Source organism: Thermosyntropha tengcongensis, from assembly GCF_055381335.1.
This window is the reverse complement of sequence record NZ_AP042437.1, coordinates 2,145,480-2,168,178: the sequence shown is the minus strand read 5'-3', so window position 1 is coordinate 2,168,178 and position 22,699 is coordinate 2,145,480. Positions and strand designations below refer to the sequence as shown.

18 protein-coding genes and 1 riboswitch are annotated in these 22,699 nt (G+C 46.1%); of the genes, 11 read left to right on the top strand and 7 right to left on the bottom strand.

The annotated features are described in order from the left end of the window. Positions 1-171: 171 nt before the first annotated feature. Together ACZ42E_RS10530 and ACZ42E_RS10525 are read right to left on the bottom strand one after the other, a co-directional pair. Entirely contained in the window at positions 172-1,872 is a 1,701-nt protein-coding gene (locus tag ACZ42E_RS10530) for a methyl-accepting chemotaxis protein (protein WP_464892275.1), read from the bottom strand. Between the two features lie 287 nt (positions 1,873-2,159). After that, entirely contained in the window at positions 2,160-2,372 is a 213-nt protein-coding gene (locus ACZ42E_RS10525; RefSeq protein ID WP_464892274.1) for a hypothetical protein, read from the bottom strand. Between the two features lie 483 nt (positions 2,373-2,855). Between ACZ42E_RS10525 and ACZ42E_RS10520 the strand changes: the two genes are divergently transcribed. Continuing rightward, positions 2,856-3,596 carry an MCP four helix bundle domain-containing protein gene (locus ACZ42E_RS10520; protein ID WP_464892273.1) on the top strand — a complete coding sequence of 247 codons (741 nt, stop codon included), beginning with the start codon at positions 2,856-2,858 and terminating at the stop codon, positions 3,594-3,596. Between the two features lie 88 nt (positions 3,597-3,684). On the opposite strand, the gene ACZ42E_RS10515 is transcribed toward ACZ42E_RS10520, so the two are convergent. Next, positions 3,685-4,443, bottom strand: a complete 759-nt coding sequence (locus tag ACZ42E_RS10515; RefSeq protein WP_464892272.1) for a histone deacetylase family protein — start codon at positions 4,441-4,443, stop codon at positions 3,685-3,687. 117 nt (positions 4,444-4,560) lie between these two features. After that, positions 4,561-5,406, bottom strand: coding sequence for a YitT family protein (locus ACZ42E_RS10510; RefSeq protein ID WP_464892271.1), 846 nt, complete (start codon positions 5,404-5,406; stop codon positions 4,561-4,563). A gap of 133 nt (positions 5,407-5,539) precedes the next feature. Here ACZ42E_RS10510 and ACZ42E_RS10505 point away from each other — a divergent pair, with 133 nt between their 5' ends. From ACZ42E_RS10505 to metA, 7 genes are all read left to right on the top strand, one after another. Beyond that, positions 5,540-6,208, top strand: coding sequence for an HDIG domain-containing metalloprotein (locus ACZ42E_RS10505; RefSeq protein ID WP_464892270.1), 669 nt, complete (start codon positions 5,540-5,542; stop codon positions 6,206-6,208). Between the two features lie 64 nt (positions 6,209-6,272). Next, positions 6,273-8,006, top strand: a complete 1,734-nt coding sequence (locus ACZ42E_RS10500) for a glutamine--tRNA ligase/YqeY domain fusion protein (protein WP_464892269.1) — start codon at positions 6,273-6,275, stop codon at positions 8,004-8,006. Positions 8,007-8,430: 424 nt separating this feature from the next. Continuing rightward, the gene (locus ACZ42E_RS10495; protein ID WP_464892268.1) at positions 8,431-9,033 is read left to right on the top strand and encodes a TetR/AcrR family transcriptional regulator; all 603 of its coding nucleotides are present in this window, start codon (positions 8,431-8,433) and stop codon (positions 9,031-9,033) included. Then, positions 9,008-10,567: an aldehyde dehydrogenase family protein gene (locus ACZ42E_RS10490; RefSeq protein ID WP_464892267.1), complete on the top strand. Its 1,560-nt coding sequence runs from the start codon at positions 9,008-9,010 to the stop codon at positions 10,565-10,567. Before ACZ42E_RS10495 ends, ACZ42E_RS10490 begins: the two co-directional genes overlap by 26 nt. 16 nt (positions 10,568-10,583) lie before the next feature. Beyond that, the gene (locus ACZ42E_RS10485; protein WP_464892266.1) at positions 10,584-11,786 is read left to right on the top strand and encodes an iron-containing alcohol dehydrogenase; all 1,203 of its coding nucleotides are present in this window, start codon (positions 10,584-10,586) and stop codon (positions 11,784-11,786) included. Between the two features lie 114 nt (positions 11,787-11,900). Further along, positions 11,901-12,005, top strand: a riboswitch (SAM riboswitch). Between the two features lie 85 nt (positions 12,006-12,090). After that, positions 12,091-13,371, top strand: a complete 1,281-nt coding sequence (locus ACZ42E_RS10480; RefSeq protein ID WP_464892265.1) for an O-acetylhomoserine aminocarboxypropyltransferase/cysteine synthase family protein — start codon at positions 12,091-12,093, stop codon at positions 13,369-13,371. Positions 13,372-13,416: 45 nt separating this feature from the next. Beyond that, positions 13,417-14,340, top strand: a complete 924-nt coding sequence (metA, locus tag ACZ42E_RS10475; protein ID WP_464892264.1) for a homoserine O-acetyltransferase MetA — start codon at positions 13,417-13,419, stop codon at positions 14,338-14,340. A gap of 39 nt (positions 14,341-14,379) precedes the next feature. Here metA and ACZ42E_RS10470 read toward each other — a convergent pair whose 3' ends face one another. After that, complete coding sequence (locus tag ACZ42E_RS10470; protein ID WP_464892263.1) at positions 14,380-17,028, bottom strand: S-layer homology domain-containing protein; 2,649 nt, start codon at positions 17,026-17,028, stop codon at positions 14,380-14,382. A 200-nt stretch (positions 17,029-17,228) separates the two neighbouring features. Here ACZ42E_RS10470 and ACZ42E_RS10465 point away from each other — a divergent pair, with 200 nt between their 5' ends. Further along, positions 17,229-18,242 (top strand): serine hydrolase, encoded by a 1,014-nt coding sequence (locus ACZ42E_RS10465; RefSeq protein ID WP_464892262.1) that lies wholly within the window; start codon positions 17,229-17,231, stop codon positions 18,240-18,242. 15 nt (positions 18,243-18,257) lie between these two features. Continuing rightward, the gene (locus ACZ42E_RS10460) at positions 18,258-18,554 is read left to right on the top strand and encodes a DUF503 domain-containing protein (protein ID WP_464892261.1); all 297 of its coding nucleotides are present in this window, start codon (positions 18,258-18,260) and stop codon (positions 18,552-18,554) included. A 28-nt stretch (positions 18,555-18,582) separates the two neighbouring features. Here ACZ42E_RS10460 and ACZ42E_RS10455 read toward each other — a convergent pair whose 3' ends face one another. Then, complete coding sequence (locus ACZ42E_RS10455; RefSeq protein ID WP_464892260.1) at positions 18,583-19,971, bottom strand: radical SAM/SPASM domain-containing protein; 1,389 nt, start codon at positions 19,969-19,971, stop codon at positions 18,583-18,585. A gap of 79 nt (positions 19,972-20,050) precedes the next feature. Continuing rightward, a complete protein-coding gene (locus tag ACZ42E_RS10450) occupies positions 20,051-20,395 on the bottom strand; it encodes an ArsR/SmtB family transcription factor (RefSeq protein ID WP_464892259.1) in 345 nt (114 codons plus the stop codon). 433 nt (positions 20,396-20,828) lie between these two features. On the opposite strand from ACZ42E_RS10450, the gene ACZ42E_RS10445 reads away from it, so the two are divergent. Next, positions 20,829-22,664 carry an adenine deaminase gene (locus tag ACZ42E_RS10445; RefSeq protein ID WP_464892258.1) on the top strand — a complete coding sequence of 612 codons (1,836 nt, stop codon included), beginning with the start codon at positions 20,829-20,831 and terminating at the stop codon, positions 22,662-22,664. Positions 22,665-22,699 lie beyond the last annotated feature (35 nt).

Below are 22,699 nucleotides of genomic sequence, written 5' to 3'. Positions count from 1 at the left end.
TGTTAAATTCTAAAAAGTGAAAAAAATAACAAAATTAACTGCTAAGTGTCGTATGTTATATAAACTAGCTAATAGAATTGCAGATATTAAAATTACATAAAAAGCTCCCTGTTTTCATAGGAAATGAAGCAGGGAGCTTTAATGTTTAAAACAGAAATGATTTATATTTTTTCATATTTTAAATCGGCCAACGCTGTTTCCCAGTTTGTACATGGCTTTATTTAAATCCTGCAGTAATTCATTTATATTGGTAATTAAGGCAGCCATTTCTTCTGAAGATGCGGAAACTTCTTCGGAAGAAGCCGAATTTTGCTGGGTTATGGCTGAAATAGCTTCCAGGTGAGCTACCAGCTGTCTGCTGGCGGTTTTAGTAGTGTTTATATTTTCATATATATCCTGAATTAAAGGAACTGCTTTTTCAACCGACATAACTATCTGGCCGAAGTTTTCAATAGTATATTCAGCAGCTCTTATTTGTGCTGATATGGAATCACCTGTATTTCTCAGAGAATGGCTGGTAATATCAACAGAAGATACAATTTCATGGATTAAACTGGCTATTTCCTTGGCTGATCTCTTTGAATTTTCAGCTAGCTTAGCTATTTCGGCTGCTACTACGGCAAATCCCCGGCCGTGTTCGCCGGCACGGGCTGCTTCAATGGAAGCATTGAGCGAAAGCAGGTTAGTTTGTTCGGCGATAGCCGTCATTACTGAAGTTATGTTGTTTATCTGGGAAGCTGCTTCCCTTAATTTATCCATCAAACCTGCTACCTGATTATAGTTATTGCTTATATTATTCATACAGTCGCGAAGCTGAAGCATATGCTCATTGCCGTTTTTGACATGGGCATTTATTTTTCCCATATATTTATAAATAGTGCCTGTATTTCCAGCTATCTCTTCTATGCTTCTGGAGAGTTCATCGATTTCTTGCAGGGATGCCTGCAGATCCCGGGCCTGTTCGGAAGCTCCTCTGGCTACCTGTTCTATGGAGGATGCCACCTCGCTGGAATTTATTTCTAGATCATAAAGTGATTGTTCAATAATTTTTTTCTTTTGGATTCCTTCTTCAGTGTTGGATTTTACTTCGTTTATCATGTTTTTCATGCTGATTAAGGTGTTGTTCAAAGCGCTGGCCATTTGAGCCAGTTCTGCTTCTGCCTGCAGAAAGTCACTACATATAGTAAAGCTTAAGTCTCCCTGGCTGATTCGATCCAGAGCAGCATAAGTATTTTTAGCTGTTTGCATAACCTTTTTTATTATAAAAAGCCAGACGAAAACACATAGAAGAGAAATAACTGCCAGCAGCACCAGAGTTATAAGCAGGGCGCTTTTGAAAGCAGTAGCCTTAATTAGACCTGAAGGGGTGCCCAGAAAGAACATCCCTATTATATTGCCATTTTTGTCTTTTATAGGGGTATAGGCGGTAAGATATTCCATGCCTACTACCTGAGCAGGTTTTATATAGGTTTCCCCCTTTTTTAGCACAGCCCGTACCACATTATCGTCAGCAGAGGTATTTGCTTTTCTCTGGCCATTTACCTGTACGGTAGTGGCTATTCGCGTATCCCCAAGAAAAATAGTGCAGTCATCTCCAGTTAGCCGTTTGATTTTGTCGACTAATTCATAGTTATTGTTAAGGATAAATTCGCCTTTTTTTAGTTTACCGTTTTCAACTGACCAGTCACCAGGGTACATATTCCCCGCGATGTCCAGGGCCAGACTGGTATTGGAGACCAGCTTTTTTTCCAGAAGGCTGGAGGATAATGACTTAATCTGATAATAAGCTATGCAGTTAATGGAGAGAGCCAGAATTATGGATGTGATTACTAATATGAAGATAGCCTTGCCTTTTAGGGTTTTAAAGTGCAAATTAATCTCCTCCTCTATTTATCAAAAGAATGTAAGATTTATTTAAAGATTTAGGAATATAATGCCGACCTCCTTTCTTGTATGTATTATGAACTTAGAGTTTATAAGCGCAGGCAAAAGTTAGCTTAAAATACAGAATATTTTAATTTTTCGACAAAAACTGTACAAATCCCTTTTTTCAGGCAGATTCTTATAGAGGTAATACATGGAAAAAGGGAAAAAGGAAGTATTAGCGAAAGGCAAATATAAAAAGCGGCAGCTTACAGGCTGCCGCTTTATCTGATTTATTAACCGCAGGTGGTGCAGGAAGAACATCCGCCGCCTTCTATCTGCTTGTCGGGGGTGATCATGAGGCGGATCATGTCGCCGGAGCGGAAGGATTTAATGGTAAAGCCGCCGAAAAGGTTTACCAGATCTTCTTCCACTACAAAGGTTAAGCCGTCAATCTTTTCTTTTACATCATCGTCTTTTGGCCCATCCAGGACCAGTATAAAACTCATGCCGCCTCAGCCGACCTGGGCATCAATGCGCAGGGTGTCGGTATCTATATTCTGCCTCTTTAACAGGGTCTTGATGTCTTCCAGGGCTGAGCCTTCCACTTTTATTGCCATAATACTACCACCTTTCCTTTTGAAGTAGGGTTTATACCCCCTATGGGTAGTATATATTATTCTTTTTTATTTAGCAAGCGAACTTTTAATAAATAAAATAAAGTTATAGAAAATATAATTTATTTATGATCCGGCTTTGTGATATCATGTGCATTCTGTAAGGTAACCTTGCCAGATTTTATTAGGACAGCAGATTTAATAGCGGGCTTTTGTGTTCCTCTTCTTTCGCCGCTAATAGCTTTTAAATCCTGCTATTTTATTTCTGCTGCCAGCTGATTTGCCAGGCAAATCTAAGAAACTTTTTGGAAAATGGCAGTTCAAACAAACACCCCTCCCAAGGTATTCCATATATTGTTAATGGGAGGGATGAATATGGAGCGCAGCTGGCTTTTTAAACCTGCGGTTCCCCGGATATGGATGCTGGCAGCTATACTGCTCATTGGCTTTCTGCTCTGGGTTATGAATGAAAACTATAAGGCGATAGAGGATATTTATATTTACCGCATAACCCCGCTTAAAATGATCATTCAGATGCAGAAAGCAGTTTCCGATCTTAATGCTGATGTACAGGGGCTTATGGCGGACCAAAGCCCGGCAGACAAGAAGTACCGGCTGCAGAAGATTGATCGCAGCATCAGCCAGATGAGAAACATACTGGAAGAAGCGGAGAAGCTTTCTAAAAGCGAGCAGGGACAGCGGCTTTTTTCTGAACTTAAAGAGCTCTGCGATGACAACATAAGCTTGAGCAAGGAAGTTATAGCCCTGGCGGCGCAGGGAAAGTGTGATGAGATAAGGGAAAAACAAAAGTATATAGCTGAAAATACTGCCAGCATCCTGGCAATTATGGATAAGCTGGTCCTGGTTATTGAAATAAGGGCAGCGGAAAAAATGGCGGATAACAAGATGCTTACGATCGCCTCCCAGATCAGCTCATTTTTGGGATTGATACTCCTGCTCATAGCCAGAACGGCAGCGGGGAAGAATGTATCTTTGAAAGATATTGCCGTTTTGATGCAGGACATGAGGAAAGAAAACAGCCGCCGGGATGAGAGGGAAAAGGGCGAAGAATCGGGAGCTGAAGGGACAGAGGATAAAAATGAAAACCGGGTTTAAAAAGAAGGCATATTAGTTTGTTAATAAAAAATGGGCGCTGTTTTTGCAGGCAGCGCTTTTTTGTTGTGCAGTGGCTGTTCTGCAAGATTTAAGCCCCTTCTTCCAGCCCTTGTATAAAAGCCTTAATACTTTCTCCCAGGGCTATGCGGTTATAGCCCCCTTCCAGGACAGCAAAAAGCCTGCCCTTGCATTTATCCCGGGCAAAGCTTCCCAGTATTTCCCCTAATTCCCGGTAGTCTTCGGTAGAGAGGACTCCTCCCCAGTCGTGTTCGTGCCTGTCAAATCCGGCTGATACAGCTGCCATGTCGAAGGATTTATCTTTCAGGAAGTTCTGCAGGTTTTCTTTCACATCTTCCGGGGTGCGCCCGGGAATATGGAAATATTCGACGTGCGGGCTGGCCTTGAATATCTTGTCGGTGCCGTCCCCGAAGTGCAGGTCGAAGTCGATGATGGCTGCTTTTTCTATCTTGCCCTCTTCGATGAGCTTCTGCACGGCGATAGCTATGTTGTTGAAATAGCAGTATCCCCACTGGTAGTCTTCGCTGGCATGATGTCCGGGAGGGCGGCACAGGGCAAATGCGAATTCCCCGTTTATGGCATACCGGGAGGCCAGGATAGCTGCTCCAGCTGACAGTTTGGCGGTATGGTAGAGGGTGGGGTCGGTCTGGGTAAAATATATGAGATTGGGGACATGAACGAGCAGGATGTCTTTTTCGTCACAGGGCTGGGGCTTTACAAATTCATACCTGTTTTTGAGCAGCCTGTATGCGTGATTAAGCCTTCCGGGGTCAGCAGCTGGCTCTATGGCATAGGAAACGAAAAATTCCTCGGAGAAGATTATTTTCATATTTATAAACTCCTTTGCCTAAGGTGTTTAATTTTATTTTAGGCCCTTCATCCATATTTTGGCAAGATATTTGTGGGTAGGAGGAAGCGAATTTTGAAATGAAAAAGGGAAAGGGTTTTAAAGCGGTTTAAACCCTTCCCCCAGCACTTCGTGGATGTTCTGGACGGTTATGAAGGCACCTGGGTCGGTTTTTTTTATGAAATCCCGCAGCTTTACGAATTCCTGCCTTTTCAGGATGGTCATGATAACTTCTTTTTGTTCTCCGGTAAAAGCCCCTTCTGCTTTGTAGACAGTAGCCCCCCTCATAAGTTCCCGGGTTATAAAGTTTTTGACTTCTTCACTGCGGGGAGTGATGATGATAACCTGCTTGCTTATAGTTATCCCTTCTACTACATAATCTATTATAAAGCCGTAGAGGATTACTCCCAGAAGGGCATACAAGCCTTTCTGCAGCCCAAAAACATAGGTGGCAGCCAGGGTTATTATGAAGTCTACCAGGAGAAGGCCTTTTCCTATGTCAAGATGATAGAACTGGTAGATTATGCGGGCAATTATGTCTGTCCCTCCGCTGGAGGCGTTCTGGTTAAACAGGATAGCCAGACCAATGCTGGATATTAATACCCCGAAAAAGAGCTGGATTAAAAGGTCATCAAGCAGAGGGTAAGACAGAGGATAGATTTTTTCTAAAAACCATATGATGACTGGGATCAGGATGCTGCAGTATACGGTTTTAAAGCCATATACCGGGCTGATGGTTACGAAGCCCAGGATGAGCAGGGCTATGCTCAGGAACAGGATTATCCCTCCCAGGGGAAGGGACGGAAGAAACTGGTTTATAACCAGCGAAAGGCCGCTTATGCCGCCTGCTGCGATATGGTTGGGAGCCAGGAAAAAGTAAAAGCCTGAAGCATCCAGCAAAGCCCCCAGGTTGAGCAGAAGAAAATCTTTTATTTTAGTGGCCATAATTATTCCCCTTTTTGTTGATACAGTAATAGTTTGTGAAGAATGCTGTTTTATATTAGTTTTTAACCAGGCTATTTAAAAGTATAATATATGCTTAAAATAGAAGAAAGATTTGCTAAAGGAAAAGAGGGAAATGATGAAGAAAGAAGAGGTTTTCAGGGTTTTGGAACAGCATCTGCTTGAAGATGAGCAGCCTTCGGTTTTTATAGATAAACTGGAAAGGGAAGGGATATTAAGGAAGACGGAGCCTTTTGACATGCTGTCCAAACTTAAGGAAATTGAGCAGGATTTGCGCCATCACCCGGAAGGGAATGTGTGGAACCATACCCTGCTGGTAGTTGACGAGGCAGCCAGGAGAAGGGATTTAAGCAAAAACCCCCGGGCTTTTATGTGGGCAGCCCTTCTGCACGACCTGGGAAAGATTAAGGCTACAGCGGTGCGCAGGGGAAGGATTACTGCCTATGACCATGACAAAATAGGAGGGGAAATGGCAGGGGAGTTTCTTGCCCATTTTGCGCTGGAAGAAGAGCTGGTAAGGAGGATAGTAAGCCTGGTCAGGTGGCATATGCAGGTTTTGTTTGTGGTGAAAGGGCTTCCGTTTGCCGACCTTCCTGGTATGTTAAAAGAGGTGGATGAAGGGGAGGTGGCTCTTCTGGCCCTGTGCGACAGGCTGGGAAGGGGGAGGCTTACCGAGGAGATTAAGGAGAAAGAGGAAAAAGATGTAGAAAAGTTTCTGGCTGCCTGCCGGAAGTTAAAAATGGATGGAAAGCCGCAAGTTGCCAAAGAGAATATAATAAAGTAATATTATTGTTATCGGGAGTATATGGTAATGGGCATTTTGAAATAGACACAGGAGGAGGAATAAAATGGGCAAGGAGGAAGAAAAGATTCTGCCAGCGGAAGAGGAAAATAAGGGCGGCAATTTTATAGAAGATATTATCCGGGAAGATTTGCGGCAGGGGAAGAATGGAGGGCGGGTGCATACCCGCTTCCCCCCGGAGCCTAACGGTTATCTCCATATAGGACATGCCAAGGCTATATGCATCGATTTTGGCATGGCGGAAAAGTTCGGCGGCCTCTGCAACCTGCGCTTTGACGACACTAATCCGACCAAGGAAGATGAGGAATATGTGGAGGCTATAAAAAGGGATGTGAAGTGGCTGGGCTTTGACTGGGAAGACCGGCTTTATTACGCTTCCGACTATTTTGACAAGATGTATGAGTATGCCGTAGAGCTCATAAAGAAAGGCAAAGCCTATGTATGCGACCTCAGCGCGGAGGAGATAAAGGAATACCGGGGCACTTTGACTGAGCCGGGAAAGGAAAGCCCCTACCGCAACCGGAGCGTGGAGGAGAACCTTGAGCTTTTTGAGCGCATGAAAAATGGGGAATTCCCGGATGGTTCCCGGGTATTGAGGGCCAAGATTGATATGGCTTCCGGCAATATAAATATGCGGGACCCTGTTATTTACCGCATCCAGCACGCAGCTCACCACCGCACCGGGGACAAGTGGTGCATATATCCCATGTATGATTATGCCCATCCGATAGAAGACGCGCTGGAAGGGATTACCCATTCCCTGTGCACCCTGGAGTTTGCCGACCATCGGCCGCTTTATGACTGGGTGCTGGACAATATTGACTACCAGAAGGATGTGAAGGTAGAAGGGCGTCCCAGGCAGATTGAGTTTGCCCGCTTAAACCTTACTTATACGGTTATGAGCAAGAGAAAGCTCAAGATTCTGGTAGATGAAGGCTATGTGAAAGGCTGGGATGACCCCCGGATGCCTACCATAGCCGGTTTGCGGAGAAGGGGGTATACCCCGGAAGCGATCCGCGACTTTTGTGAACGGATAGGGGTAGCCAGAAGGGACAGCGTGGTAGATATTGCCCTTCTGGAGCACTGTGTGCGGGAAGACCTTAATAAGCGGGCTCCCCGTGCTATGGTGGTATTAAACCCGCTCAAAGTGGTGATTACCAATTATCCGGAAGGACAGATAGAATGGCTGGAAACGGAAAATAACCCGGAAATGCCGGAAATGGGCACCCGCAGGGTGCCTTTTGGCAGGGATATTTATATAGAAGCGGAAGATTTTATGGAAGATCCCCCGAAGAAGTTTTTCCGCCTGAAGCCGGGAGGGGAAGTAAGGCTTAAGAGCGCGTATATTATAAAATGCGAGGAAGTGGTAAAAGATCCGGCAACCGGCAGGATAGTGGAGCTGCGCTGCACTTATGACCCGGAATCCAGGAGCGGGGGGGCCAACGCTTCCCGCAAGGTTAAGGGCACCCTGCACTGGGTGGAGGCTTCGCATGCAGTTCCCTGTGAGGTAAGGCTTTATGATTACCTGTTTACAGTGCCGGATCCGGATAATGATGAAGACGGCTTAAGCTTTACCGACAAGATAAACCGGGATTCGCTGACGGTTTTGACAGAATGCCTGGCAGAACCTCTCCTTAAAAATGTAAAGGTGGAAGAACGGTTCCAGTTCCTGAGGCACGGCTATTTCTGCGTAGATCCGGATTCTGCGCCGGAGAGGCCGGTTTTTAACCGCATAGTGGGGCTTAAGGATACCTGGGCCAAGGTGAAGGATAAGGAATAGAAGAGAAAGCCGGGAGAAAGGGCAGCTTTTTTAAGGCTTTGCGGGAAGGCGTCCGGGTTTTGCCGGGACGGGAATGTCAATATAATTTTGAGATAGGGAGGCTCAACCTTATATTTTAAGCGGCAAATATAAGATAGCCAGGCCTTTTATCTATGTGGTAAAAGGGGAACCCCAAGGGCTTGCCAGGATATTTATAGATTTTGTAATGAGTCCGGAAGGACAGGGGATTTTGCCCAAAGAAGGGGTTGTGCCTGTTCTGTAAGCGGCTTTAACAGAATACAAACTTCAAAAAGGAGGAAGCAGATGTCGTTTTCCTCCTTAATTTTTTATTGAGTGAGAAGTGCTGGTTCGACAATATTTTCAGAATTTTTATTCTATAATAGCTTTAGTCGGGCGGGCGTACGACCGAGAGGAGGAAGTAGAGGTGCCAGCTTATGAAGAAGAAGGAAAAGAGGTGACCAGTCGGCAGAAGATATTGGAGGTGGCTGCCAGGTTAATTATGGAAAAGGGGGTGCGGGGAACCAGCCTGGCTGATATTGCCCGGGAAGCAGGGATAAGCAAGGGAACGCTTTTTTATCATTTCCCCAGCAAGGATGAGCTGGTTTATGAGGTTACAGTAAGGCATTTTGATGAGCTTATACAGGGATTTTTGAAAGGCATTGACTATATGGATGGGGAGAAGCCGGAAAAGATTGTTTATGAAGGGCTGAACCTGGTCCTGCAGGCCAAAGAGAGGGGAAAGCTCAACCTTTACCTCCTGCAGGAAGCTTTTATGGGCAATGATGAGCTTAAAGCGAAGTTTAAGGAAACTTACAGGGATTATCACAACCTGATGCGGCAGTTTTTGCAAAAGCTTAACGGGAAAGAGGATGAAGAAGACCAGGTTAAGGCGGTTATGCTGGTAGCCCTGCTGGATGGCCTTATTATCCAGTGGCTTATGCACCCTGAAGAGGTCAGGGTAGAAAAGATAGCAGGGATTATTGCCCGGGACTTTTTGCAGTATGCCTGCCTGGATAAAGAACAGTAAAAAAGGAGGGTTTGTCATGGCGGAAGTTATGGAGTACGGCATGTTTATTGACGGAGCTTTTATGCCTGGCGACAGCGGGGACATGATGGAAGTTATAAATCCATCTACCCGGGAAGTGGTGGCCAGGGTTCCCCGGGGAAACAGGAATGATGTGGATAAAGCCCTGGCATCGGCCAGGCAGGCTTTTGAGTCCGGCGTGTGGAGCGATAAAAAACCGGAAGAAAGGGCGGAGATACTTTTTAATGCGGCCCTCATGGTGGTGGCCAATAAGGAAAGGCTTGCTTACCTGGAGTCCTTGACATCCGGCGGGACCATAAGGCGCACAAGTACGGTGGATGTGGCGTCGGTGGCGGCATCCCTGGCTATTTCGGCAGCTCTTATAAGGGAACTCCCTAAAATAGAACATGCCATGTGTCCTCCCTGGATTGCCCCTATGCACAGCTATATAAAGAGGGAACCGATAGGGGTATGTGCAGGCATAACCCCCTGGAATTTTCCCATGATATTGGCTGCTTTTAAATTTGCACCGGCTCTGGCTATGGGAAACAGTATTGTCATGAAACCAGCCAGCATAACCCCGGTTACTACCCTGGAGCTGGCCAAAATCCTGCATGATGCGGGGGTTCCTGCCGGGGTGTTTAATGTAGTTACCGGGCCAGGTTCCAGTATGGGGGACTACCTGGCTGGACATCCGGAAGTGGATAAGATTGCTTTTACCGGTTCAACGGCAGTAGGGAGAAGGATTGCCGAACAGGCAGCCAAAGGTATTAAAAGGGTAACTTTGGAGCTGGGAGGAAAATCTCCGCTTATCGTTCTGGAAGACGCTGACCTGGATGTGGCCTGCAATATGACCCTTTTTGCATTTCTTTTTCATTCCGGGCAGGTATGTGAATCGGGAACCCGGCTGATTGTGCCGAGAAAATTGCATGATGCCCTGGTTGATAAGCTGATTGCCAAGATAAAGAAGCTTACTATCGGCAACCAGCTGGATATGGCAACTGATCTGGGGCCTATAGCTTCCCAGGAGCAGCTTAACACGATTAAGGAGTATGTAAGGATTGGCCTGGAAGAAGGGGCAGAGATAGCTTATGGCGGAAATGTTTTGACAGGCGGCATTTATGATAATGGGTTTTTCTTTCAGCCCACCATATTTGTCAACTGCAACAATTCCATGCGACAGGTGAGGGAGGAGATTTTTGGCCCGGTACAGTGCGTCATACCTTATGATGACCTGGATGAGGCAATCAGTATTGCCAATGACAGCCCCTATGGGCTGGGAGGCGGGGTATGCAGCCGGGATGTAGCCAAAGCCCAGAAGGTAGCCTCACGGATGCGTACCGGCACGGTATGGATTAATACCTGGCATGTTTTGAGGCCGGATGTACCGTTTGGCGGTTACAAGGAAAGCGGATACGGACGGGAGAACTGGTACCATGCCCTTATGGCCTACAGTGAAGTCAAGCATATATGCCAGGATTTGACACCGGATGCGAATGACAAGATTATGTTCAGCCTGATTGGGCTTAACAAGTAGAGGGGAGGGGATTTTTATGGCTACACCTAAATATTTTGTGTGGGATTTCCGCACCATTGTGGAAGTAGGCTCTGGCTGCCGCACCTTTGCCCCCCAGCGGTTTATGGAGATGGGAGCGAAAAGGGTGGCTGTTATTACCGACCAGGGGCTGGTTAAGGCAGGTATAGCTGACCAGATAAAGGAGATTTTTGAGGTACAGGGGGAACCTAAGCTTGTAGGCATATATGACGCGATTGAACAGGATGCGGTTATGCGGGTTATCAACGACTGTGCCCGCTGGTGTCGGGTAAATGCGGTAGATGGCCTTCTGGGACTGGGAGGGGGAAGTGTTTTAGATTCGGTAAAAGGCGTAAAGCTTATGCTGGGTATGGGAGCAACGGATATAAAGGAACTTATGCCCGGCAATGTGGGACCTTATATCAGGCCGCTGGGCAAGCCGCTTAATATTCCTAATGTGTCTATCCCGACGACTGCTGGCACCGGGTCGGAAGTTTCCCCCATTGCTGTTATATACAATGAAGAAGCCAGGGTAAAGGGAGACCTTCTGCACCCTTATATCGCGGCTGATTATGCCCTTTTGGACCCGGACCTTACGGTAAGCCTTCCTCCCCATATGACAGCCTGCACCGGGTTTGACGCTTTAGGCCATGCTGTGGAAGGGCTTACTTCTCCGGGGGCCAATCCCATGATTGACAGCCTTTCTATTCAGGCGATAAGGCTTATTTTAAAGTACCTTCCCCTGGCGGTTAATGAAGGGGCTAACCTGGAGGCCCGCACCTGTATGCTGATTGCCAGCAACCTGGCTATTATGGGGTTTGCCATGTCCGGCATGTTTTATCCGGTGCATAATATAGCCCATGCGGTAGGAGGACAGCTGAGAATTCCCCACGGCCAGGCAGTAGGGGTAGCCCTGCCGGCGGTGATGAAGTACTATCCGCAGCATTTTGCGCGCAAGGCTAAAGATCTCGCTTTTGCTTTTGGGGTAGATGAAAACGGGGATGAACTTTCTATAATTGAAAAGGTGCGGGAAAAAATCCTCAAGCTTATGGAAGACTGCGGTTTTAAACCTTCTTTCGATATAAACGATGTGGAAGTGAATGAACAGTTCCTGGATTTGATGTTCTGGGCAGTAAAACTGGATCCGAGCGGTATAGCCTACCCGCTGCCTGAAGAACAGGTAAAGCCTATTTTAAAGGAATGTTTTGGCTGCCAGCCTTAAGACAAAAGGTAAAACAAGGGGATAAAAAAATCCATCCCCTTGTTTTATTTTTTTGATGACAAAAAGGTTTTTATCGTATATAATCATATCTAATCAAAATTGAAGAGGAGAAGCTTCTTATCAAGAGAGGTGGAGGGACGGGCCCGATGAAACCCGGCAACAGCTGGTTTATCCAGAAATGTGCCAATTCCTGCAGGGATTTTCCCTGAGAGATGAGAAGTGCAGGCTTAGAGGATGGCCACTTCTTGTCGCGGGGAAGTGGTTTTTGTTTTTATTTTAAAAAACAAGGAGGAGAGCATATAAGATGACCAGGGATTGGAAGTTTGAGACCAAGGCGGTACAGGCAGGCTATGAACCCAAACCTGGAGAACCCAGGATTTTGCCTATATATGAAAGCACCACTTTTTATTATGACAGTACCGATTATGTGGCAGGCCTTTTTGACCTTAGGGAAGAAGGCCATATGTACAGCAGGATAAGCAATCCTACCCTGGAGGCGTTTGAGAAAAAGATGGCTGCCCTGGAAGGTGGGGTAGGAGCCCTTTCTACTTCTTCCGGCCAGGCAGCTACTATGGTTTCCCTTATAAATGTATGCCAGGCAGGGGAACATATTGTGGCTGCCAGCACCCTTTACGGGGGGACTTTTACCCTGCTTTCGGTTACTTTTAAGAAAATAGGCATAGAGGTTACTTTTGTAAATCCGGATGCTGACGAGGAAGAGATTAAAGCGGCTTTCCGGCCGAATACCAAGGCTCTTTTTGCTGAAACTATCGGCAATCCCGGACTTAATGTGCTTGATTTTGAAAAGTTCAGCAGGATTGCCAGGGAGAAAGGGGTGCCTTTGATTATAGACAATACCTTTGCTACCCCCTATCTCTGCCGGCCCCTGGAACACGGCGCTAATGTAGTTATCCATTCCACCACCAAGTATATTGACGGTCAGGCGAGGAGCGTAGGAGGGGTAATAGTGGATGGGGGCAATTTCCCCTGGGATAACGGAAAATTTCCGACTTTTACGGAGCCGGACCCGGCCTATCACGGCTTGCGGTATGTGGAAACCTTCGGCAATCTGGCTTATATAACCAAGGCCCGGGTGCAGTTTATGCGGGATATGGGGCTTACTATGAGCCCGTTTACGGCTTTCCTCCTGCACATGAGCCTGGAAACCCTGGCTTTGAGGATGAAGAAACATAGTGAAAATGCCCTGGAGCTGGCACGTTACCTTAGAAACCATGATAAAGTGGCATGGGTAAATTATCCGGGATTGGAAGACAGCCCCAGCTACCAGCTGGCTCAGAAGTATCTGCCTCTGGGCTGTGGCGGCATTTTAACCTTCGGGCTCAAAGGTGGGCTTAAGGAAGGCAAGAAGTTTATGGAAAGCCTTAAGCTGGCAGCTCTGGTAGTACATCTGGGCGATACCAGAACCAGTGTTCTGCATCCGGCCAGCATGACCCATCGGCAGCTTACGGAGGAAGAACAGCGTATAGCCGGGGTAACTCCGGATCTTATCCGGGTATCGGTGGGGATTGAAGATATAGAAGATATTATCGCTGATTTTGAACAAGCTATAAATAAAGCGGTTTAAGCATAAATATGAGGTAAACCTTCGTAAGAGAGGATGTGATAGGAGATGCCGATTATAATTCCGGAAAATCTGCCGGCTGCTGATATACTGGCAAGCGAGAATATATTTGTCATGAATGAATACCGGGCTCTGCACCAGGATATAAGGCCTTTAAGGATTGCCATCCTCAACCTTATGCCGATCAAGACGGTTACAGAAACCCAGCTTTTGAGGATGCTTTCCAATTTTCCGATTCAGATTGAGATTGACCTTTTGACAACCGAGACCTATCAGTCCAAACATACGCCGGCGGAACACCTGAAGACTTTTTACAAGACTTTCAGCGACATAAAACATCTCAAATATGATGGGATGATAATAACCGGAGCCCCGGTGGAAAAAATGCGCTTTGGGGATGTGGCCTACTGGAAAGAGCTTAAGGAGATTATGGACTATACGGTGGAGAATGTTACATCTACTTTTCATATATGCTGGGCAGCCCAGGCAGCTCTTTACCATCACTACGGGATACACAATTATCTGCTGCCGGAGAAGATGTTTGGAGTTTTTAAACACCGCATAAACAATCCCCGCTGTGAATTGATGCGGGGGCTGGATGATGAAGTTTTTATCCCTCATTCCCGGCATACGGAAGTGCACCGGGAAGAGATAGAAAAGGTGCCGGAGCTGGAAATACTTCTGGAATCTGATGAGGCCGGGGTAGCCCTGGTGATAAGCAAAGACGGGCGTCAGGTTTTTGCTATGGGACATTCGGAATATGACGCCTATACCCTGAAAGAAGAGTATGAGAGAGATATAAGAAAAGGGGAACCGATAAATATTCCGCGCCATTATTTTATAGATGACGATCCGAATAAAGATGTGATTGTACGCTGGCGCAGCCATGGAAGCCTTATTTTTACCAACTGGCTCAACTATTATGTATATCAGCTCACTCCCTATGATCTGTATGCAGATAGCAATAAATAAGCCCGGGAAGAAAGCTCTTCCCGGGCTTTTAAGTTAGGCTTATATTTTTTCTATTTCGTAGACGGTGTTGTCAAGTACATAAATGTCAAGCCAGTCGTTTTCGACAATGTCCCGATAGCTTAAAATGGTGTTCCCTTTGTGGATATAGCAGCTGGGAGCGAGATTATAGCGATCATAGGTATAGCCGGAGCTCCTCTTGGCCAGGAGTTCGGTGTTGTTGCCGGCAAACTCAGCAAAACGGATGCGATTTTTGGCCATGAGGTATATGTTTATGCTGCCATCAGCATTTTCCATGATTTTTACCCGGTCCCCCGTGCTGAGATAGCGCAGGTTGTAGTAGTTTTTGCCGCTGTCAATTATTCTGGAACCGCTGGCAAAGGTAGAACGCACCGTTTTGCCTTCAAAGGTGCTTAAGGTTATGGTGCCGGTATAGGTGTCTATATCGGTTATCTGTCCGGCCATGGCCGATGCCAGCTCTATTTTTTGCACCTTGAATCCTATAAAAGTTACTTTGATATTATCGCCTTTTCTGAAATCGCTTAAGCGCGGATAGCTGATGCCGGGGATAATTATTTCCGGCCGGTCGCTGTCCTCAATGTAAGAGGAGTTTCCGTTGCTGTCGGTGACCCGCAGATAGCTGCTGCTTACCGAGGTTATTTCATAATTTATCACTCTCTTTACTTTTATTTCGGTTATTATTTCTTCACTGTTGAGCTTGAACTCTATATAGTCATCTGCCTTAAGGTCGTTCAGCCTGGCCCTGGTTATGTTCTGGATCTGGATATCCGCACTGCTGCTTACTTTGTAGGTATTGGTATAGCCGCTGTCTTCTTTGACGGACAGGAGGCTGCGGTCAGGATTTACGGAAATAATCCGCCCTGCCTGCTGGCTGGTGTTCTCAATGTAGATTATCTTGTTCCCCAGAAGCTCTATCTTTATTTTCATGTCTTTTTTGACATCTGACAGAGAGGCGGTTTTACTGTCAATTTTTATGTCAGCAGCTTTGCTTACCTCATAGGTTATGAGGCTGCCGGCGCTGTCTTTCAATACCAGGGTGCGGCTTACTATGTCTACCGCGATTACCGTGCCGCTTAAGCTGTTTCCTGTATAGCGGTTGTTTACTTTTATGGAGGTTATTTCTCCTCCTTCTACCACGGCTTCAATACTGTCCCCTTTTAATATATCAGCGAGCACAGGGGATTTTACCCCGTCTATCGTTATCCTGACTCCCGAGGCTACCGGCAGGGCCTGGATTTTTTTGTCGCTGGTTTCGATGACCAGCAGCTTCCTTTCATACAGGTTTTCCACTACCTGGCCTTTCAGGCTCATTTCCTGTTTGGCCTTGATAAGTTTTATCCTGGTTATAGTATTGTTTTCCAGGCTTATCTTTACTTCGTCTCCGGGCATAAGATCTTCGACCGAGGCGAAGCGAACCCCTTCTATTACTACTTCTGTCAGGTTTGAATATTTGAAGGCCTGGTAGCTGTCCCCGTTTTTCAGGATGAGAAGCTTTTTGTTCTGGTCTATTTCCGCGATTATGCCTTGATCAAAGCTGCTATTTGCAGAAGTAAGGACAGTTATGCCGGTTACTTCACCTTTAGCATCCAGGGTTAATTCTAGCTGAGCATTTTCAGGGATAGCTGAAAAATCCAGATTTTTGCCCTGACTGTCGGTTACGGCTGTCTGGGGAGACACTATTTTGGTGTACAGGGTATTTTTGTCATCTTCCACCACCAGCAGCCTGGTTTCCGGATTTATTTTCACCGCTTTGCCGGTTATTTTTATAGTTAGCGGGGAAGAGCTGGTTTCTTCCACGAGCTCAATCATTTTAACCTGATTGTTCTTGAGGGTAAGCACAGCCTGGGTATCCGGCCTTATACCGTTTATGTTTATAAGGTTCCCGTTTTTGTCAAAGGCTAAAACCCCTGGAGCCAGGCTAAAGGTTTGCCTGCCGCTATCGGTAGCGAGGACAAGGCTTTGGTTGTTGAGGCTGGCTATTTTGCCGGATAAACTGCTTTTAAGGTTCATGTATCTTTCGCACTTGCTCAGCATTACTACACTCTGGGCTCTGGTTACGATGGCGTTAGGCTTAAAGGTCTTGTCCGCAAATCCCGCGATGATTTCGTAGTTTACTGCTGCGTTTATATAGCCTCTGTACCGGGAAGGGATAGAGGTATCGTCATTGAATCCGGAATGCTGGTTGGCATAAAGTTTGGCTTCTTCGTCTTTGCCGATCATGCGTATCATGAGCTGGGTCATCCAGGCCCGGGTAGCCAGGGAGGAGGCGTCAAAATTTTTTTCTGCCGGCACGATGAGGCCTTTATCTATGGCGAAAAGGAGCTCTCTTTTGGCTTTGGCAAGGGCCCAGTCCGGGACAGCAAAGGGAAGGCTGCGCGACGCATCGATTCTGGCTATTTCGCTTTCTTTTTCCATATTGCGCACCGCCATCAGGACTGCTTCCAGCTGGGTCACTGCATTATCTGGCTTGAAGGTTCCATCCTGGTGGCCAGCCACCACTTCCCGGCTGTTCATTTTAAGCACATGTTTATATGCCCAGTGGGAGGAAGGAACATCTTTAAAGAGGCTGGCAGCCAGAACGGCTGGGGTTTCGTTAAAGGGAAAGAGGGCTGATAAGAGAAAAGCCAATGCTAAAAACAGGCTGATTAACAGTTTGTGGTTTTTTGACACCTGGTATCACTCCTTTAGTTTTTAATTTTTGCGGGCCGGTTTATTTAAACTAATATTAATTCCATATCCGGCCATAAATTTCCTCTAAAAGCTGATACGCTTTTTTATTTATTTTCTTGCAGGCAGTTTATAAAAAGTATAAATTCTGCCTTACCCGGTAATAGTCAAAATGGAGGCTTAAAGGAAAGGCAGGATACAGAATGAAAAAGAAAAAGCTTTTAGGAATCATAATCATCTTGTCTACCCTTGTCGTTATCGGCAGCTGGGGGAGCAAGGAAGTTATTAGATGGCAGGCAGAAAAGCTTTCTAAGCCTTTAAAGGTGGAAAAAAAGGATGGCAGGGAAAGCATGCCTGATAATAAAACAGAACAGGTTTTGGCCAGCAGAGGCGATGGAAAGGAAGTGAGGCCAGATTACAGCAGCGAAATGCTGGCCGGGATAGTGCAGAAGTATGTAGCAAACAGCGGTTATGAGATTTATATAGGGTTATATGATTTTAGAAGGGGAAAATATTTGGGCTATAAAGATGAGGAGCTGTTTTATCCAGCCAGCCTTACCAAGGCTATATATCTGGCGGTTCTTTTTAAACAGGAGAGGGAAGGGAGAATAAACCTTGACGAAAAATATGTGCTAAAAGATGAGGATAAATATGTAAGCGGGACAGCAGTAGGAGGAGCCGGGATACTGCAGTATGCTGAGCCTGGCAAAGTTTACAGCTATCGCGAGCTTGCCTATTTGATGATTACGGCCAGTGATAATGTGGCGGCCAATATAGTTCTTGACAGGATAGGGATAGAAGAAGTAAATGGATATTGTCAGGAGATAGGTCTAAAAAATACCTCCATTTACCGCAAATATTATGAACTGGGAGGGGATAAGCCTTTTAACCGAACTACTGCCCGGGACTTAACCTGGTTTCTGGTAAAGGTGGCCGAAGATGCTATCAGGGGAGATAAAGGGGCAGGTGAAATTATAAGGATAATGCAGGCTAATCCTGATAAAAGGATAGGAAAATATATCAGCCATTCCTTCAAAACAGCCAATAAAACCGGAACGGTGGAAAAGATGGCAGGGGATATGGCTTTGATTTACAGGGAGGGAAAGCCGGTTTTGGCTGTGACTGTCATTGTTAAGGGGAAAGGACAGGAAGCGGTAGAAATGCGGGAAGGGGAAGAAATAATAGGCAGGATAGCTGAAGAGCTTTTGAAAATGTGAAAAGGGGATGCTGCCATGTATGTGATATACGGGAAGATAGAATTTTTTCTGCCCTACTGCCATTCGCTCAAGGAAAAGAGGAAAGTAATAAACAGTATAGTTGACCGGATACGCAGGAGGTTTAATATATCTATATCCGAAGCGGGGTACCATGATTTGTGGCAGCGGGGAAGCTTGGGCTTTGCGGCGGTGGCAGAAAGCGAAAAGAAGGCCCGCCTGCTGGCTGATGTTATTAAGGGGACGGTGGCAGACATCGATGACAATCTGCAAATATTGGATTTTGATGTAAAAATAGTTTCTTATAATGATTAAAAGGGAAACCATCCGGTTTCCCTTTTAATCAGCTTACTTTGGAGCAGGAGGCACTGCACTGGCTGCAGTTTAACCTGGCCTGGCTTTCCTGCCACAGGCGGTCAGCGGTTATAGCCCATTTTCGGGATATTTCTTCACACTTGGCAGTAAGGTCATCTACGGATTCCAGGTCCATAAGCTGGGTGGAATGAGCACCTGCTTTGTGCACCATTTCCCGCAGCCGGTGCGGATTGTCCAGCAGGGGACAGGGACGCAGATGATTGTCATTAAACGGCTGTCCGGCCTGGTACTGTTTGAAAAGATCGCATTTTAAGGCTTCAAGAAGGCTTACCTCTTTTATGTTCACATTGGAGTAATGTATAAAAGCACATGGTTCTACATCGCCGTTGGCGTTGATATGGAAATACCTGCGCCCTCCTGCTATGCAGCCGCCGGTAAATTCCCCGTCATTCCAGAAATCCATAAGAAAGATAGGTTTGGTATCCCTGAGCTCCCGCACCCGGTGATACATCCATTCTCTCTGCTCCGGTGTAGCCAGAAGTTCCAGCCTGGCATCTTTTCCCAGGGGTATATAGGTAAAATACCAGCCGAATATGCAGCCTTTTTCAATCATAAGGTCAATATACTCATCAGAACCTACTGCTTCCGTGTTCTTGCTGTGGTAGCAGGTGGAAAACCCGAAAGGAACGCCGTATTTTTTGAGAATATCCATGGCTTCCATGACCTTTTTGTAGGTCCCTTTGCCTCTGCGCATATCGGTTTCTTCTTCAAAGCCTTCCACACTTATAGCCAGGGCAAAATTGCCGACTTTTTGCATCTGCCGGGCAAGTTCTTCATCTACCAGGGTGCCGTTGGTGAAAGACAGGAACATACAGTCATTATGCTTGCGGGCCAGTTTAATAAGGTCTTTTTTGCGGATAAGAGGTTCCCCTCCTGAATATATGTACATGTATATGCCGAGTTCCTTGCCTTCTTCTATAATCCGATCCAGGGTTGCATAGTCAAGAGAGGAAGTTTTTTCGTATTCTGCTGCCCAGCAGCCGGTACACTTCAGATTGCAGGCAGCGGTAGGATCCATAAGGATGGCCCAGGGTATGCTGCAGCCGTGTTTGGCACCTATTTTTTCAGCCAGAGGCATACCGGCCAGGCCTGAATTTACCACGAAGTTTTCCAGCACCTTTTGGCGCACATGGCTGTCAAGTTCGGTAAAAAGACGTTCCACATAGTTCCTCCAGTTGTTGCCTGGTTCGTTGAGGATGCGCCGGAAATTGCGGGCATATTCCTTGTGATTTTCTTTTACTGCCAGTTTTTCACCCCAGTTTATGAGTTTGTTGAGGTTTTCCATGGGGTTTTTTTCTACATAATGCAGGCCTTCCTTGAGTACGACGGAGCTTACCAGTTGTTTGGCGGATTTCATGTCGATTCCTCCTTCCCCTTATTTGCAGAAGTTTTAAGGATGCCGAATAGTACAGGTAGCAAGAACCCATAGAAATGGGCTAGCCTTCAAAAGAGAGGTTTTTGGCTTTCCGGTACTCCCGGAGCTTTTCCAGATCCCTGCGAAAAGCTTCCACTTTATCCAGTTCCTTTTCCACGAGTTCCCTTATAAGAGGGTATTTATCCATAAGCGCGTGATTTATCCCATAGTAAATCCACTGGGCTTTTCTTTCCTGGGTTATAATGCCTGCTTCCCTCAATTTGCCCAGGTGTTTGGAAACATTGGACTGGGTTAATTCCAGGATATGTTCAATCTCTCCCACGCTGAGGTGGCCTTCACGCAGTATGTTGATGATTCTCAGGCGGCTTTTATCGCCCAGGGTTCTTAGTACCTGCACTATTTCCACAGGTTTTTACCTCCTCACTTATATTACTCATCGGTAATATTACCGAATAGCAATATTACCGTCTGGTGATATACTAAACCTGATGCCCTTTTTTGTCAAGACGAAAATTTTATTTTTTATACAGAAAATGCAGAAAAAGAAATTAAACCATCGTAAGAAAGGAAAAAAACTCCATCAGCCTGCAGGAAGCGGAAAAAATTTCTCCAGCCAGGAGAAAAAAATTCCGCTTCCTTTTTAAGGAAAGGAGAAGAACTGCTTTATAACCCGTATGCTTTCGAGGTTAAAAAATTTATTTATGCCTGGCATGTTTTTTGCATTATGGAAAGAGTGGAAAAGAATAGAGAGGAGGGAAAAGAAAACCAGGCTTATCCATTAACCAGGGTAATTTAAAGGGTAAGTTTTGGCCCATTATAAATAGATAGGAGGAATGATAATGGCAGAAGGTTTAACCTTGGGCATCAAAGACTTAAAACTGGTATCCGAGAGGCAGAAGCTGGTAGATGTATTGATGGATCCCAACCAGTATGCCGAAAAAGTTTTAAAAGGCGGAAAAGTGGTAAACGTAATTACCCGGGAGATTTACGAAGCAGATGTAGCTATCCACGGGGAATACATCTTAATGGTAGGGGATTGTTCTTCCCTTATCGGACCGAACACTGAAGTATATGACATGAAGGGCAAATATATATGCCCGGGATTTATCGATTCCCATATGCACTTTGAGAGTGCCATGCTCACCATCACTGAATTTTCCAGATTATCCATACCTACCGGAACAACCTGTTTAATATCTGACCCGCATGAAATAGGGAACGTATTGGGCCCCATGGGAATAAAGGCTATGTGTGAAGAAGCAGCCTTAATGCCCCAGCATGTATTTTCCAGAGTACCAGCCTTAACTCCTGATTCACCTGGTCTGGAGACTGCAGGCTACAACATAACCTCCAAAGACCTGCCGGAAATGCTTAACTATCCGACCGTATCCGGGATAGGGGAAACCCAGGGAGTAAGCGCTGCCAAAGATGTATACAAACACAATCCGGCTGTATTCAGGGATACCATAGTATCAACTGTATATGCAAAAAGCCTGGGCAAAAAAGTGGACGGGAATGCGCCGGAACTCTTTGGGCCGCACCTGGCAGCACACATCATAGCAGGCGGAACCGATGTATCCTGTCATGAAACCACCACCAAAGAAGAAATGATGGAAAAACTGCGCTATGGTGTATATGTGCTGATGAGAGAAGGTTCAACCCAGAGGAACATGCCGGAATGCATAAGGGCCATAACCGAGGAAGGCATGGACTCCCGCCGTGCGATACTGGCAACCGACGACATGCTGGCCGAAGACATAGCCAAATACGGGCACATGAACGACATCATAAGAAGAACCATCAAACAGGGAGTAGACCCGGTAGAAGCCATCCAGATGGCCACCATCAACCCGGCAACCTGGCACGGCCTTGATGAACTGGGAGTACTGGCACCCGGCAAGCTTGCAGATATAGCCGTAATCGAAGGCAAACTGGAAGACATGAACGTATCCGAAGTATTCCTGAAAGGGCAGCTGGTAGCCAAAGACGGAAAACTGTTAATAGATCTTCCCAGGTACACCTATCCTGACTATGTAAAACACTCCGTAAAGAGAGCGCCGGTAAAACCGGAAGAACTCAAAGTAAAATGCGACAAAGAAGGCAAAGTAACCGTAAGGTGCATAGGGCTGATAGTAGACCAGAACCTGACTGATGCAGTAGAGGCAGAAATGGTAGCCGAAGGAGGCTATGTAAAACCGGACCTTCAGAATGACCTTCTGCCGATAGCGGTAGTAGGGAGACATGGACAGCCTGATATAGGAGCCACCTTTGTCAAAGGATTTGGCTTAACCTCCGGGGCTATAGCCGAGACCGTATCCCACGACACCCACAACATAATAGTAATGGGAACCAACTATGAAGATATGGCACTGGCTGTAAACCGGATAATAGAATTGCAGGGAGGATTAGTATTAGCCAAGGACGGAAAAGTGATCGGGGAGCTGCCGTTAAGGATAGGGGGCTTAATGACTGATGAGCATACTGCAGAAGAGCTCACAGAGATCATGAGCAACCTGACCCGGATGGCAGCAGAAGAACTTGGCTGCAAGGTACATGCACCGTTTATGCACCTGGCATTCCTCTCCCTGTCTACCAGCCCGAAATGGAAGATAACCGACAAGGGAGTAATTGATGCCAACAACTACTGTGTAATCCCGACTATCAAAGAAGACTAAAAATAAGGCAGGGATTGGAAAGGGGTTGTGAGGAA